General features: G+C 36.1%; 14 protein-coding genes and 3 pseudogenes. 13 read left to right on the forward strand and 4 right to left on the reverse strand.

The features are described from left to right. Nucleotides 1-3: 3 nt before the first annotated feature. Nucleotides 4-1,005 (reverse strand): pyruvate dehydrogenase (acetyl-transferring) E1 component subunit alpha, encoded by a 1,002-nt coding sequence (gene pdhA, locus HX13_RS10990; protein ID WP_050021102.1) that lies wholly within the window; start codon nucleotides 1,003-1,005, stop codon nucleotides 4-6. 508 nt (nucleotides 1,006-1,513) lie between these two features. Between pdhA and HX13_RS10995 the strand changes: the two genes are divergently transcribed. Then, nucleotides 1,514-2,116 (forward strand): phosphatase PAP2 family protein, encoded by a 603-nt coding sequence (locus tag HX13_RS10995; RefSeq protein ID WP_050021103.1) that lies wholly within the window; start codon nucleotides 1,514-1,516, stop codon nucleotides 2,114-2,116. Nucleotides 2,117-2,124: 8 nt separating this feature from the next. Beyond that, nucleotides 2,125-2,607 carry a BlaI/MecI/CopY family transcriptional regulator gene (locus HX13_RS11000; RefSeq protein ID WP_050021104.1) on the forward strand — a complete coding sequence of 161 codons (483 nt, stop codon included), beginning with the start codon at nucleotides 2,125-2,127 and terminating at the stop codon, nucleotides 2,605-2,607. 65 nt (nucleotides 2,608-2,672) lie between these two features. Here HX13_RS11000 and HX13_RS11005 read toward each other — a convergent pair whose 3' ends face one another. Further along, the gene (locus HX13_RS11005; protein ID WP_050021105.1) at nucleotides 2,673-3,020 is read right to left on the reverse strand and encodes an RNA recognition motif domain-containing protein; all 348 of its coding nucleotides are present in this window, start codon (nucleotides 3,018-3,020) and stop codon (nucleotides 2,673-2,675) included. A 253-nt stretch (nucleotides 3,021-3,273) separates the two neighbouring features. Here HX13_RS11005 and HX13_RS11010 point away from each other — a divergent pair, with 253 nt between their 5' ends. The 11 genes and pseudogenes from HX13_RS11010 (at nucleotide 3,274) to HX13_RS11065 (ending at nucleotide 13,918) form a co-directional block, all read left to right on the forward strand. Continuing rightward, nucleotides 3,274-3,801, forward strand: coding sequence for a DUF2975 domain-containing protein (locus tag HX13_RS11010; protein WP_050021106.1), 528 nt, complete (start codon nucleotides 3,274-3,276; stop codon nucleotides 3,799-3,801). A 3-nt stretch (nucleotides 3,802-3,804) separates the two neighbouring features. Then, on the forward strand, nucleotides 3,805-4,008 hold the full coding sequence (locus HX13_RS11015; RefSeq protein ID WP_050021107.1) for a helix-turn-helix domain-containing protein: 204 nt from the start codon (nucleotides 3,805-3,807) through the stop codon (nucleotides 4,006-4,008). A gap of 16 nt (nucleotides 4,009-4,024) precedes the next feature. Next, entirely contained in the window at nucleotides 4,025-4,438 is a 414-nt protein-coding gene (locus tag HX13_RS11020) for a DUF6157 family protein (RefSeq protein WP_050021108.1), read from the forward strand. A gap of 97 nt (nucleotides 4,439-4,535) precedes the next feature. Further along, entirely contained in the window at nucleotides 4,536-4,931 is a 396-nt protein-coding gene (locus HX13_RS11025) for an acyl-CoA thioesterase (RefSeq protein WP_050021109.1), read from the forward strand. Then, a complete protein-coding gene (locus HX13_RS11030) occupies nucleotides 4,928-5,488 on the forward strand; it encodes a helix-turn-helix domain-containing protein (RefSeq protein ID WP_050021110.1) in 561 nt (186 codons plus the stop codon). Before HX13_RS11025 ends, HX13_RS11030 begins: the two co-directional genes overlap by 4 nt. Before the next feature lie 192 nt (nucleotides 5,489-5,680). Next, nucleotides 5,681-8,562: pseudogene (locus tag HX13_RS11035) on the forward strand (heavy metal translocating P-type ATPase). A 4-nt stretch (nucleotides 8,563-8,566) separates the two neighbouring features. Beyond that, nucleotides 8,567-9,236: pseudogene (locus HX13_RS26360) on the forward strand (DUF72 domain-containing protein). Nucleotides 9,237-9,610: 374 nt separating this feature from the next. Next, nucleotides 9,611-10,471, forward strand: a complete 861-nt coding sequence (locus HX13_RS11050; RefSeq protein WP_050021113.1) for a polysaccharide deacetylase family protein — start codon at nucleotides 9,611-9,613, stop codon at nucleotides 10,469-10,471. A 72-nt stretch (nucleotides 10,472-10,543) separates the two neighbouring features. Next, nucleotides 10,544-11,204 (forward strand): annotated as a pseudogene (locus HX13_RS11055) (YggS family pyridoxal phosphate-dependent enzyme). 56 nt (nucleotides 11,205-11,260) lie between these two features. Further along, nucleotides 11,261-12,445: a sigma-54-dependent transcriptional regulator gene (locus HX13_RS11060; RefSeq protein WP_050021114.1), complete on the forward strand. Its 1,185-nt coding sequence runs from the start codon at nucleotides 11,261-11,263 to the stop codon at nucleotides 12,443-12,445. A 111-nt stretch (nucleotides 12,446-12,556) separates the two neighbouring features. Continuing rightward, entirely contained in the window at nucleotides 12,557-13,918 is a 1,362-nt protein-coding gene (locus tag HX13_RS11065; RefSeq protein ID WP_050021115.1) for an MATE family efflux transporter, read from the forward strand. 197 nt (nucleotides 13,919-14,115) lie between these two features. Here HX13_RS11065 and HX13_RS11070 read toward each other — a convergent pair whose 3' ends face one another. Continuing rightward, the gene (locus tag HX13_RS11070) at nucleotides 14,116-14,619 is read right to left on the reverse strand and encodes a GNAT family N-acetyltransferase (RefSeq protein WP_174441964.1); all 504 of its coding nucleotides are present in this window, start codon (nucleotides 14,617-14,619) and stop codon (nucleotides 14,116-14,118) included. A gap of 160 nt (nucleotides 14,620-14,779) precedes the next feature. Next, nucleotides 14,780-15,346 carry a Crp/Fnr family transcriptional regulator gene (locus HX13_RS11075; RefSeq protein WP_050021116.1) on the reverse strand — a complete coding sequence of 189 codons (567 nt, stop codon included), beginning with the start codon at nucleotides 15,344-15,346 and terminating at the stop codon, nucleotides 14,780-14,782. Between the last annotated feature and the right edge of the window lie 29 nt (nucleotides 15,347-15,375).

The following is a 15,375-nucleotide window of genomic DNA, read 5'->3' on the forward strand; positions in this document are numbered from 1 at the left end:
TTATTAATTTTCTAGTTTATCTAAGAATGGATAATCTTCCTGAGCATACACATACTCATAGATTTTTTCTGCTTCAGGGTATGGAGAGTTTTCCATAAACTCAACGCATTCATCCACAAAGTCTCTTGATTTATTATCTATAGCTTCCAGTTCCTGTTCTGTTGCCCATCCGTTTTCCAAGATTCTGTGTTTTACCAGTTCTATCGGGTCATCATTTTTATGAACAGCGACTTCTTCTTTAGATCTGTAAGGCTCTGCATCAGACATAGAGTGTCCTCTATAACGGTATGTTCTCGCCTCAATGAATGTAGGTCCGTCTCCTCTTCTTGCTCTTTCAATAGCTTCATAGGCAGCTTCCGCTACTTTTTCAGGATCCATTGCATCTACAGCAAGGCAAGGCATTTCATATCCTAATCCTAATTTATAGATATCTTCATGGTTGGCCGTTCTTTTCACAGAAGTTCCCATTGCATATTGGTTGTTCTCAACCACAAATACCACAGGTAGTTTCCAGTTCATCGCCATGTTGAATGTTTCATGTAATGAACCTTGTCTTGCGGCACCATCTCCGAAGAAACAGATGTTTACAGCTTTTCTGTCAAAATACTTATCAGCGAAGGCTATACCGGCTCCCAAAGGAATCTGTCCTCCTACGATTCCGTGTCCTCCATAGAAACGGTGCTCTTTGCTGAAAATGTGCATAGAACCACCCATACCTCCGGACGTTCCTGTAGCCTTACCACAAAGTTCTGCCATAATTCTCTTAGGATCTACCCCCATCGCCATTGGATGGATGTGGCATCTGTAGGCAGTAATCATACTGTCTTTTGTTAAATCCATTGCATGTGTGAATCCGGCAGGAATTGCTTCCTGGCCATTATACAAATGTAAAAATCCTCTGATCTTTTGTTTTAGATAAAGAGAACGGCATTTGTCTTCAAACCTTCTCCACATTGTCATATCTTCATACCACTTCAGGTATACCTCTTTAGAAAATTCTTTCATGTGTTAGCTCTTGCTTTTTTATGATGAAAATAGTTGAGCAAAATTATGAAAAAAACTTTGTTTTTATTGTATGCATAAGTAACTTTTCATTTTTTCTGTGAAATCTACTTGCAGGCCGAATGGATTATTCTTAATTTTCGACCCCCTGAAGACCTTATAAAGCAATATTCTTCCTGTTATTTTCTTCCTGCTATATATAAAGAATCCGCCTGTATAGGTAGCTTTCCTGAAATCACAAGTCAGCAAGACCTGTCTAAAAACTATTAAATTTTATATCCTTACTTATTTCATTCTTTAATTATTGTTAACATACTTTTGGTAATTCAGATACCTTTTTTTCAGGAGTAAAACCTGTAAATCCCGCCTTATAATTTTCAGCTTCATTAACAAAATTACTGTCATGACAATAGATTGACTACATAAAAAAGCTTTTTATTTATGAGCTGGTCAACCCGCTTTCATTTGTTTTCTGGGGTTATAATCTTATATTTGGTTTTTAAATTTTACCATGGAAGAAAATCAGTCTTCATTACTGCACAGCGTTTCAAAAATCATCTCAGATTTTTTCAATCCTTTGATTTCCCTGTTTATCTTCTTTATATATATGAGCATCAAAGAATATAGCTTTAAAGATTCCTTACTTTACTTTCTTCCTATATTACTGATGGTTATTGTCCCGGTTATTATCTGGCTGGTATGGAATGTAAAAACGGGAAGATATACCAATATGGATGTTTCCAACCGGGTACAGAGAAAGACCTTATATATATTCATTGCAGCCTGTGTCATTACTTACCTTATTTTTAATTATATCAGAAATGGCTACCTTGATCTGGTAATGCTGTTTATTTTACTGCTTCTTTTTGTCCTTCAGATCAGCAACCTGTTTATTAAAAGTTCAATGCATACGGCTTTCAATATATTTGTAGCAGCCTTATTTTTTACTTTAGACTGGAGAATAGGTCTCCTGTGGCTGGGAATAGCGGTTTTAGTGGGCATTACCCGGATTATCTTAAAAAGGCATACGATAAAAGAAGTATTTATGGGGGCCGGAATAGCATTTCTGGTATCTTTTATTTATCTTTATTGCAATATTCAATTTCAACATTAAGAAATTCTATGAAAATAAATCATCTTACTGCCGCTGAGGAAAACTTTATGAAGCTGTTTTGGAAGCTGAATTCCTTTTATTTAAAGGATATCATGGAGCAACACCCTGAGCCTAAACCCCATCAGAATACGGTATCCACCTACCTTAAAATATTGGTGGAGAAAGGATATCTTTCCACCACAAAGGAAGGAAGAATTTTTAAGTACAGTGTATTGGTTCCTATTGAAGAATACAAAAGATTTTTGCTTAAAGAACTTTCACATCACTTTTTTAATGATTCGGGAAAAGAAGTTCTTGAGCTTTTATTAAGCGAAAAGCTAATCACCCAGGATGATCTTAAAGGTTATTTTGATCTTAAAATTGAAATAAAACCGGTAAAAAATGAAGCGCCAACGTTTGAATATGCTGAAGAAATTCTGAATCCAAAAAAAGAAAAAAAGAAAGGAAAAGATAAGGACAAAGAAAAAAAGAAAAAGAAGAAAAAAGACTAGTTTACCTTTAAAAACAATGTCTTATTTACTTATAAAAAAAGCGGCTTAAAAGCCGCTTTAATATTTTACCAACGATTTCCGCCGCCGCCACGGTTGTTACCGTAACCACCACCTCTATTGTTGTTTCCATAACCTCCACTTCTGTTGTTATCGAAGCTTCTTCTTGGTTTTTCTTCTCTTGGCTTAGCTTCAGATACGTTTAGAGTTTTTCCGTTGAATTCTTTTTGGTTAAGAGATTCAATAGCTTGTTTTCCTTCTTCATCACCCATTTCTATGAAACCGAAACCTCTAGAACGACCAGTCTCTCTGTCTGTTACGATTTTAGCAGATGATACATCTCCAAATTCTGCGAATAGATCGTGCAACTCATACTCTTTAGTTGCGTAATTGATGTTTGAAACAAAAATGTTCATTTTAAAAAAAAATTAAAAAATTAATAAAAAATTTGGTATATAAAAGAAAAACAACATAAATTAATGAACAAATATTGATTCCAAATATAAACGTATGCAAGATACAATTAAAAATTTCAAATCAAAGCATTTTTTAGTTATTTCTCACATTATGTTGAATCCAAATTATTGCATTGACTGTTAAAAAGTAAAAATTAATTGTTTTTCAATAAATTTTTATTGATATTTGTTTTCAAATTAAAATACAATTAATATGAAAACACAAAAAATCTTATCCGTATTAAATATCATGAGCTGGATCATTTTTATCGGATCATGTATCAAAGCAGGGGCACTCACCTTTTCCTTTATGATGACCATCGTCAATCCGGAAGGGGCAAAAAATATATATGAAGGCTTGAATTTATACAAACTGTATCAATATAATATCAATTCGTACAAAGGGATGATGGCTTTTATTATATTTTTGGCAGGATATAAAGCCTATCTGGTATTCCTGGTGATGGCTATTTTTAAGAAATTAAACCTGGAAGCACCTTTTAATGAAGGGTTGGTGCGCCTGCTTACTAAAATCAGTTATTCCGTATTTGCCATTGGCTTCCTGTCATTAATAGCTGAATCCTATGCTGAAAATTTTCCCAGGGAAATCCAGCCCAATACCATTTATGATTTTATAGGGTCCGGAGCAGATTACTTATTCTTTGGAGTGATCATTTTTATCATTGCCAAGGTATTTAAGAGAGGAATAGAAATACAATCTGAAAACGAATTAACAATATAAACCATGCCGATTATCGTAAATCTGGACGTCATTATGGCCAAAAGAAAAATGTCACTGAATGAGCTTTCAGAAAAAGTAGACCTTACCCTTTCCAATCTTTCCATTTTAAAGACAGGCAAGGCAAAAGCTATTCGCTTCAGTACTCTTGAGGCAATCTGTAAAGCTTTGGATTGTCAGCCGGGAGACCTCTTAGAATATAAAGAATAATACACAATTCAATCTTATGAAACTACATACCACCAATTACGTCAATACATTCATCGAAGTTGCGGAAGACTGTCCTGTTTCACAGGCACAAGTTCCTCCGGAAAAGAAAGAAAAAACGCTGGCCAATCTTCAATATGAAAAAATCAGCATGAATCCTTATGTATATTCCTCTGATGATATTATATTCGAATGTTACGCTATAAAAAATGATATCTCAGAAAATGAAAAACAGAAAGAAAGAGAAAAATTCTTTTCAAAAGGTCAGGCGTGTCTCCGCTCCTCTCCTTTAGCAAAAAGGTACGGATTCGGGTTTCATCATAATTCAGAAGGAAAGGTGGCTTTATTTCCTGTAGAAAGTAAAGAGTACCAGCAGTTTCTGAACGACAATTCCGTTAAAAAAACAAAAGCAATGCGTTCCAAAAGAAAATGATTGAGAAAATGAATAGCTGTCTTCAGATCATTAAATAGTATTCTTTTTGACCACATCAGCTTTTAACACTAAATTTGTACTACAATTATTAAGACATATGAACTACCATACCAGAAAATGGGTAAAACCGGAAGATCTAAACCCCAATCATTCTCTTTTTGGAGGAAGACTTTTACAATGGATCGATGAAGAAGCAGCTTTATACGCCATTATACAGCTGGAGAACACAAAAGTAGTAACGAAATTCATTTCTGAAATCAATTTTGTAAGTTCAGCCAAACAGGGAGATATCATTGAAATCGGGATTGAGGCCACTCATTTTGGTTCTACTTCTATTACGTTAAGGTGTGATGTCCGAAATAAAATGACCCATCAAACAATCATTACGGTGGATAAAATTGTTATGGTCAACCTTGACAGCGATGGAAATCCGGCTCCTCATGGTAAAACAAAGATAGAATTCGTAAAAGACAGGTTAAACAGTGGAATATGAAGATCTTCATAAAGAATATGGTCTGTAACAGATGTATTGCTGCAGTTGAAAATATTTTTAATAATGCCGGAATTAAAACAAAATCCGTTATATTAGGTGAAGTTGACACTGAATCCGAAGTTTCCGAGGAAAAAATGAAGCTTGTAGAAAAAAACTTATCAGATACCGGCTTCGAAAGAATTATGGATTCTGCCCGCCAGCTTATTGAAAAAATTAAAAACCTGATTATCGTAAAAATCAGTGAGCTGGATATTGATGAAGATTTCCTTCTTTCAGAATTTCTAAGCTCAAAACTTCACAAAGATTACAGTACTCTTTCAAAAACTTTTTCCCAGAATGAAAATATTACTCTGGAACAATTTTTTATTCTTCAAAAAATAGAAAAGGTAAAAGAACTTCTTTTGTATAATGAGTTCAATCTTACTGAAATCGCCGGGAAATTAGGATACAAAAGTGTCCAGCATTTATCTTCACAATTCCGCAATGTGACAGGCTTTACCCCTACTGAGTTTAAAAAATTAAAAGACCATCACAGGAAACCCCTTGATAATCTTTAATTGAACCAGATGTTGTTTTACCACGGAAATCAAGAGTTGCAAATAGAATACATTGAACCACAGCAAGTAGTTCATCAGCTATTGTATTGCTACTCTAATACTCTTCCAACCCAAATTCTATAACTATTATCCTTAAATTTATAACAGGCTTAGAATTTCATTTCAGAAATTTGTATTATAAATTTAAGAATCATGGAACGACAGTATAATATACTTGGAATGACCTGTTCAGGGTGCCAGAAAAAAATTTCACAAAAACTCAACAGTGTTCACGGGGTTAAAGCCGATGTCAATCTGGAAACTAACACTGCAACGATCACTTCTGATCATGCAGTAGAGCTTTCAACATTGAATAATGCATTATCAGAAATAGGAAAATACAGGCTTGAAGATCCCAAAAGCCCGGAAACGACTTTTGTAAAACCACAGGACCGCGTATCGCCATCTTCTGTTTATTATTGCCCGATGGAGTGTGAAGGGGATAAAGTATACTTCAAACAAGGGGAAAGATGCCCCGTTTGTAATATGTATCTGGTTCCTGTCGAAGAAAAGCTGGCAAAAGATCCTGGTTATAAACCCGCTTATTCATCTGCCCATCTTCCTGAAAACTTCAAAAACAGTATTGGAAAATATTACTGTCCAATGTTTTGTGAAGGAGATAAAATCTATGATGAAAAAGGTGATTGTCCCGTTTGCCATATGCATTTAGAAGAAATTACTGAAGATCTGATAAAAAACAATCACCCACATCATCACAACCATTCACATTCACATTCACATTCACATTCACATTCACATTCGCATACTCATCATAATCACGAGGCACCGAAAGTAACGGATGAAATGGCAGGCAGGTATTATTGTCCGATGTATTGTGAAGGCGACAAAACCTATGATTCCAATGTCGGTTGTCCTGTTTGTGGTATGGATCTGGTGAAATACCCTGAAAAGAAAACAGCAAAATATACTTGTCCTATGCATCCGGAAATCATTCGTGACGAACCGGGAAGCTGCCCTATCTGTGGCATGGACCTGGTAAGAATGCCGGATAGCGGTGAAGACGAAGACGATGAAACATACAATATCCTGAAAAGGAAATTTATGATCTCATTAGCCTTTACCATTCCTGTTTTTATTCTTTCGATGGGTGGAATGTTTATTAATTTTCCTTTTTCCCATCAGATTCAGGGGTTTATTGAGCTGGCATTGACCCTTCCTGTGATGTTTTATTCCGGCTGGTTTCTGTTGAAAAGAGGCTGGACTTCTTTTAAAACATGGAACCTTAATATGTTCAGCCTTATTGCGCTGGGGGTTGCGGCTGCATTTATATTCAGCATTGTAGCTTTGATTTTCCCGGGTATCATTCCGCATGAAATACGCGGGCACAACCATGAGATCCCTTTATATTTTGAGGCAGTCTGTGTGATTCTGACGCTTGTCATTTTAGGACAATTAATGGAAGCTGCTGCTCATAAAAAAACCGGAAATGCTATTAAAGAACTGATGAATCTTTCACCGGATGAAGCAAATCTTGTGGTTAACGGCGAAGAAAAAAGGGTTTTACTCTCCCAGGTCAAAATCGGAGATCTTCTTAAGGTGAAGCCGGGTGAAAAAATTCCGGTGGACGGAAAAATAGTAGAGGGAAGCTCAGTAGTAGACGAAAGTATGATTACAGGAGAGCCTGTGCCGGTTGAAAAAACGATCGATGATAAAGTTTCTTCCGGAACCATCAACGGTAATCAGGTATTTATTATGAAGGCTGAAAAGGTGGGTGACGAGACGCTTCTTTCACAAATCATCAGAATGGTCAACGAAGCCAGCCGGAGTAAGGCTCCTATTCAAAAATTAACCGACAAGGTATCAAAAGTATTTGTACCTGTAGTAATCCTCATTGCAGTACTTACTTTTGTATCATGGCAATTCTTTGGTCCGGAAGGAAAAAGAAGCTTATTTGCTTTCGTGAATGCTGTTGCCGTTTTAATTGTAGCATGTCCATGTGCCCTCGGGCTTGCAACTCCGATGTCTTTAATGGTGGGTATCGGTAAAGGTGCTAAAAACGGTATCCTGATCAAAAAATGCAGAAGCTCTTGAACAAATGAATAAAGTAAATGTTTTAATTACCGATAAAACAGGCACTTTAACGGAAGGGAAGCCGTCTTTAGAACATATAGAAACCATAAACAGCGAAGATAGGAATCAGATTCTGAAACTGGCCTATTCATTAAATCAGAATTCAGAACATCCTTTATCAAATGCAGTGATCAAAAGAGCAAAGGATGAGAATATTTCTGCTGAAAAGGTAGACCGGTTTGAAAATATCTCCGGAAAAGGGGTAAAAGGAAATATTAACGGGAAAACCGCCTATCTGGGCAATGAAAGTTTATTGACCTCCCATCAAATCCGGATTCCTGATGTTTTAAGACAAAAAGCTGTAGAAGTGCAGTCCAAAGCCCATACGATCTCCTATATTGCCTGGGATAAAAGTGTACTTGGATTTATCAGCTTTACAGACAAAATTAAAGAAAGCTCTAAAAAAGCAGTTGAAAGATTAATGAGTGAAGGAATTGATATTATAATGATGACCGGGGATAACGAACATACTGCAAAAGCTGTAGCCAGTACATTAGGCATCAAACACTTTAAAGCAAACTGTCTTCCGGAAGATAAGCTGAATGAGGTAAAAAAAACTACAGCAACAGGGCAAAATTGTAGCCATGACCGGTGACGGAATCAATGACTCCCCTGCCCTTGCCCAATCAGATATAGGAATTGCCATGGGAACCGGCACTGATGTTGCCATTGAAAGTGCTGAAATCACTTTGCTGAAAGGTGATATCTTAGGAGTAGCAAAAGCAAAGCTGTTAAGTGAAAAGCTTCTCAGAAATATCAAAGAAAACCTGTTCTTTGCTTTTATTTATAATGTACTGGGAATTCCTGTTGCGGCAGGATTATTGTATCCATTTTTCGGGATTCTGTTGTCACCTATGATTGCCGCAGCTGCAATGAGCGTCAGTTCGTTATCCGTGATTCTGAATTCATTGAGATTAAACTCTGTAAATCTGGATATAAAATAAAATTATGAAAAAAGAAAATCTTTACATCGGGTGTTCGGGATTTTACAATAACGACTGGAAAGGGTCTTTATACCCTGAAAATGCCCAAAGTAAAGATTTTCTTTCTTTATACTCCCAGACTTTTAATGCAGTGGAAATCAATTCGACATTTTACAGAATTCCTACTGCAAAAACCCTTTTAAAATGGTATGACGGGACTCCTGACACCTTCAGGTTCTTCATTAAGATCCCAAAGGATATTACCCACCAAAAAACGTCTTATAAGTTCAAAAGAAGAGATTACGAAATTCTGCCAGCACATTCAAGGCCATCTCAGCCACAAATTATCGGGCTTCTTATACCAATTGCCTCCTTCTTTTAAAAACACTCCGGAGAACCTAAAACAAATTATCAATAATCTTGATTTCAGTTTTTTAAACGTCATTGAATTCCGCCATGAGTCCTGGTGGCAAAAAGAAATTTTTGATATATTAAGAGATCATCACATTGTTTTTTCAGGGGTAAGCTTTCCCGGCAACCTTCCGGAAGATGTTATTGTGAATCATCCTGAAATACTGTATTACAGGCTTCACGGAAAACCGGTCCTTTACAAATCGGAATACAGCGAAGACTTTTTGGATCATCTTGCTGACGGGATCAGCAATAAAACACAAACCATTTTTTATATTCTTTAATAATACGTGGGGAACTTCAGCTATCAGAAATGCTATGTATTTAAAAAAAAGTGCTGGCTTAAATTTTGTAAAGTCGGTTTCGCTGTGATAACCTCTTACTTAATGGTCCATAATAAATAATTCTCTGCTACATGAGAAATACATTAACACTAACCAAAATAGAGAATGGCTATCGTTTTCACATTTATAAATGTTAAAAATTACAAAGATCTAAAACAAAGTTGTCAATTCAACTATTACTGAAAAATTGTCTTTCAAATAAAGATATTAAAATAACCTTAAAAAGGAAAACACAGGGAAATATGGCATATAATTTGTTAACATTCAACTGTTATTTTTAACGATTTTTAACAATTTAAATTTCCATTACCTTTATGAGAAAAATTTTTGCGGAAAAGTCAAAAAATAAGACTTTTCTCGGGATGTTTGCATTGGTGAGTGCAACTTCAGTTTTATTAAACAGCTGTAATTTCAAGAATGATGTGAATGAAAAACTCAATTCACAGGAACATCCTGCCGCAGAAATAGTCCCCAAAGAGGACGATGAAAGCGTAGATCCTGACAAAAGAGTGATCTACCTTACTTTTGATGACGGCCCTAATCAGGGTACAGAAAATCTTCTAAAAATACTTAATAAAAGAAATGTTTGTGCAACCGCTTTTTTAGTGGGAAAACATGCTTATGGAAGCAAAAAGCAAAAAAAAGATTTTGAACTTCTAAAGCAAAGTCCCCTGATTGAACTAGCTAATCACAGTTTTACCCATGCCCACAACAAATACACAGATTTTTACAAAAATGCGGATTTTGTGGTTCGCGATTTCGACATTGCCAAAGACAGCCTGAAGCTCCATGATAAAATAGCGAGAACGCCGGGAAGAAATATCTGGAGACTGAACAATATTAATGTGACGGATATTAAAAGTTCTACGGCTGCAGCTAACGGATTGAAGAAAGCAGGCTATAAGGTCATCGGTTGGGATCTGGAATGGCGTCCTACTCAAAAGATGACGTTAAAAGGAAGCCATGAGGCGATGATTAAAAAAGTGGACAGCATTTTCCTTAACGATCTTGAAAAAACTTCAAGGCACCTTGTCTTTCTCACTCATGATCAGTACCTCAGGGATACGGATTCTATCAATGAGCTGGATCTTTTCATCGAAAAACTGCAAAAAAGCAATAAGTTTGTTTTCAGGAAAATATCTCAATATCCTAAGATCAATGAGGTATTGAATTAATTTTGTTGTAAAAGCAGAAGATAATGTATTGATGACTGGTAACTGTCAACTAATTTTCGGAAATTTGCATGTATGAGTATTAAAGAAAACTATCAGATTATAAAAAAATCAGCTTCCTTCAGAAGTACAGCTGGTAGCTGTTTCAAAGACCCATCCGGTTTCTGCTATCCAGGAGGTTTATGAGTTGGGACAAAGAGTGTTTGGAGAAAACAAGGTTCAGGAATTGATGGAGAAATACCCGCTTCTTCCCCAGGATATCCAATGGCATTTAATTGGCCATTTACAAACCAATAAAGTAAAATACATTGCACCGTTTATAGATACCATACAAAGTGTGGATTCTGAAAGGCTATTGAATGAAATTAATAAAGAATCAGGGAAGAACAACAGGGTTATTAAAGTTTTACTTCAGGTAAAAATTGCTGCGGAAGAAAGCAAATTTGGTCTTGAGATTTCTGAGGCCAAGGCATTGTTCCTGCAATATCTGGAAGGAAAATTTCCTCATGTTGAAATTACCGGATTAATGGGAATGGCTACTTTCACAGAAGATGAGCAACAGGTAAAAAAAGAATTTTTAACCTTAAAAGGTGTTTTTGATGAATTAAATCAATTAAAAACATTAAAAACCTTATCAATGGGAATGAGTGATGATTTCCCGGTTGCCATTGCTTGTGGTGCTAATTCTGTGAGAGTTGGATCAGCAATTTTCGGACGCAGAGACTATTCACAGTAGAATTTTTAGGTACGATTTTTGCTAATAATTGAAACAAAAAATTTAAATTTGCAACTATGCAAAAAATCCTTATAGTAGAAGACGAAAAAGCAATATCGGGAGTACTTCACAGTATTCTTTCTGATGAACTCACAGATTATGAATTTGTTATCGCCGAAGACGGCCTTGAAGGTTATAAACAGATAGAAAAAGAAGATTTCGCCTTGGTGATTTCTGATATCAAAATGCCTAAACTTTCAGGAACCGAGCTTTTAAAACAAAGTATGGCACTGAAGCCCGAAACTACTTTTATCATGATCTCAGGTCACGCAGACATCGATTCTGCTGTTTCTTGTCTGAAAGAAGGAGCATACGACTTTATTTCCAAACCAATTGATATCAACAGGCTGATCACAAGTGTGAAGAATGCCCTGGTTAAGGAAACACTGAAAAAGGAAAATAAAAATCTTCAGACCGAAAACAAAACATTAAAGAAAAAGGTCAGCAAGAAATATCAGATGATCGGGAACTCTCCTGCCCTGCAAAAGATCCAGGAAATGATTGAAAAAGTAGCAGTTTCTGATGCCAGGGTACTGATTACAGGACCTAACGGTGCAGGGAAAGAGCTGGTTGCCCATGCTATTCACAACCAAAGTGAGAGAGCAAAAGGCCCGATGGTAGAAGTCAACTGTGCGGCGATCCCGTCTGAACTTATTGAATCTGAACTTTTCGGACATGTAAAAGGATCTTTTACCGGTGCGATTAAAGATAAACAAGGAAAATTTGAGCAGGCCAACGGAGGTACCATCTTCCTGGATGAGATTGGGGATATGAGTCTAATTGCCCAGGCAAAGGTGTTAAGAGCTCTTCAGGAAAGCAAGGTTTCCCCTGTTGGAAGTGATAAAGAAATTAAAGTTGACGTAAGGGTAATTGCGGCAACCAATAAGAATATGCAGAAAGAAATTGAAGAGGGTAAATTCAGAGAAGACCTTTACCACAGGCTTTCTGTAATTGAAATCTATGTTCCGCCATTGGATGAAAGAAAAGAGGATATTAAATTATTAGTGGAACATTTTTCCGGAATGATTGCCGATGAACACGGTACTGCAACGAAAAAGTTTGATGATAAAGCTATTGAAGCTCTAAAAGCTCTTTCATGGACCGGAAATATCAGAGAATTAAGGAATGTGGTGGAAAGATTGATCATTCTTGGTGGAAACACGGTTTCTGAAAGTGACGTTGCAAGTTTTGTAAGGAAATAATCTAACGATTATTCACCATAGCATAAAAATTTGCAGTGACACCACTGCAAATTTTTTTTTTGCCCTTATTTTTTTCATTTCAATGATAAACTATATGAATCTTAAAATATTATGAATTTTTTAAACAAAAACTACACAAAAGAATGCCTGACTCTGGCTCTGCCTGTAATGCTCACCCAGGTAGGGCAGGTTTCAGTAAATTTATTCGACAATATTATTGTCGGAAAACTTTTAGGTGCTGATGCATTAGCATCCGTTTCATTGGGAAACGCCGTATTCTTCTCCATATTTGTATTGGCATTGGGATTTTCTTTTGCTATACCGCCTTTGGTTTCAGAAGCACATTCAAAACAGGACCATGATACCATTAATTCCGTATTTAGTCACGGATTTATTATCAATATGTCTGTTGGGATTATTCTTATGGTCATCTTATTGCTGGGGATGCCTCTTCTTTATCATTCGGGGCAGCCTGCCAAGATCATCCCCGATACGGTTGGTTTCCTAAGCATCATGGTTATAAGCATGATTCCTTTTATGGCATTCCAGACGCTTCGTGAAGTTTCCGAAGGTCTTTCTTATACCATAGGAGTTACCAAAGCGACCATCATTGCGAATATCATTAATATCGCTTTAAACTATGTATTTATTAAAGGACTTTGGGGTATTCCTCCAATGGGAGTGAAAGGATCAGCACTGGCTACTTTAATTTCCAGGATTTTCATGGTGGTTTTCCTTTATTTTGTATTGCTTAAAGAAAAAAGGACCAGACGTTATATCAAAGATTTCTCGTTAAAGCTCAAAGTATTTTCAAAAAAAATGTTTGACAAAATGGTAAAACTGGGGCTTCCTACTGCATTACAAATGTTCTTCGAGGTAACTGCTTTTGCCGGTGCAGCATTTATTTGCGGACTGATCTCTGCCCATGATATTGCTTCGCATCAGATTGCATTAAGCATGGCTTCTTTCACCTTCAATTTATGTGTAGGCTTTAGTGTGGCTTCTACAGTAATGATCGGCAGAAAGCTGGGTGAGCAGAATTTTGTTGAATTAAGGAAAGTCGGAATCAACAACCTGAAGATTGCCTTTATCTTCATGTGTATTTGTGGACTGGTTTTTATTCTGGGTAGACATATCCTTCCTACCTTCTTTACAAAAAAAGAAGAGGTAGAAGTTATAGCGTTAGCTTCAAAGCTTATGATTATTGCTGCTTTATTCCAGCTTTCAGACGGAATCCAGGTAACGGCACTGGGAATGCTGAGAGGCTTGCAGGACGTTAAAATACCATCTATCTATACTTTTATCGCTTACTGGATAATTACTATCCCCTTGGGATATTTCTTCTGTGTGACCTTGGGAATGGGAGCCTTCGGAATGTGGATTGCCCTGGGATTAGGACTTACAGTCTCCGCTATATTCCTGGTTAAGCGGTTTTTGAATATGTCTGCGAAAAGGATCAAGCAGAATATATAATGCTAAAAGAGGTTGTTTAAACAGCCTCTTTTTATTTGCTTTCAGATGTGACAGCACTGCACATTCCGCTCTATATGCAGGATAAAACTTACATATCATTCCTGCAAAATGGCTGATTTGATGAAATCAATCTTTAAAAATTATTTTCAGCTGCTTATAAATTTTGGCTAAAGCCCATTCTTACTGAACCTTTATATTTATTTAATTTTTTTCCCTAAAATCTTCAGGCTTCGTTCAATACCATCTAAAACTGCAACATCCGGAAGGGTTCCCCAATCTTCAAATCCAAAATACCTGAACAGCTTCAGGCTAGGCTCGTTATGAAGGAAGATAAGAGCAACCAGATTTTTAACACCAAACTTTTCCGCATTATCTATACAATACTGAAGAATCATTTTTCCGTATCCTTTTCCCCTGAAATTTTCATCCAGGTAAATACTTACTTCCACCGTTCCATTGTATGCCGGTCTTTCATGAAAAGAACTGAAGCTTACCCAACCTACAATCTGCCCTTGACCATCTTCAACAATCCAAAGTGGCCTGGTTTCAGGATTATGCTCATTGAACCATGATACCTTGCCTTCTACTTCGACTTCTTCTACATCTGCAGTCACCATTCTTGAAGCGATGGTTGAATTGTAAATTTCTACAATTTTATGTAGGTCAGCTAATCCGGCATTTCTGAATTTTATATTTCCCATGAATATTACTTCAACTTTCAGGTACAAAAATAGGTAAATTCCCAAACTACCCCACTTATTTTAGGTAATTATATGATTTAAATATAAAAAAAACAAATTACCCCTTATTAAAAACCAATCCTCAATAAGAAATAATATAAATATGTTTTCCCAACTACTTCTATTTTAAATTTAAATACTTCAAAATTCTGTTTAAACTTCTTACTGTAATCCCCAGATAGGCAGCCATATCTTCTTTGGAAATTTTGATATTCTGTTTAGATTGCATTTTAAGCAATTGTGTGAGGGTATGCTCTACCGTATAAAGCTGTTGATACGAAGCCCTGCTTGAGGTGTTGATAATTCGTTCTGCAAAAGAATTCAACAATAAATTATTCAAGGTAAGATCTTTTCTAATTAATTCATTAAAATAAGACAGACTTATAGTATAGACTGTAACTTCCGTTAAAGCTTCAATACTGCACAGGCAAGGAATATTTTTAATCAGTTCTACTTCGCCGAGGATTTCACCGCTTCCCAGGAATTCTACAATATATTCTTTCCCGTTTTCTTCTTCAAAGTAACATTTTGTAATTCCATCTTTAATCAGCATGACTTTGGAAACTGAATGATCCTGAATTAATAATTCCTGTCCTTTGGAAAAAGTTTCCAAAATAATATTTTTTACCGATTGCTTATGATAAAGCTTTTCAAGATGACTTAAAAATGACTGATTTGTTCGTAGCATAGGGATCCGGGACAAATGTCCTTTTATAA

The organism is Chryseobacterium sp. P1-3 (assembly GCF_000738495.1).
Classification (GTDB): domain Bacteria; phylum Bacteroidota; class Bacteroidia; order Flavobacteriales; family Weeksellaceae; genus Chryseobacterium; species Chryseobacterium gallinarum.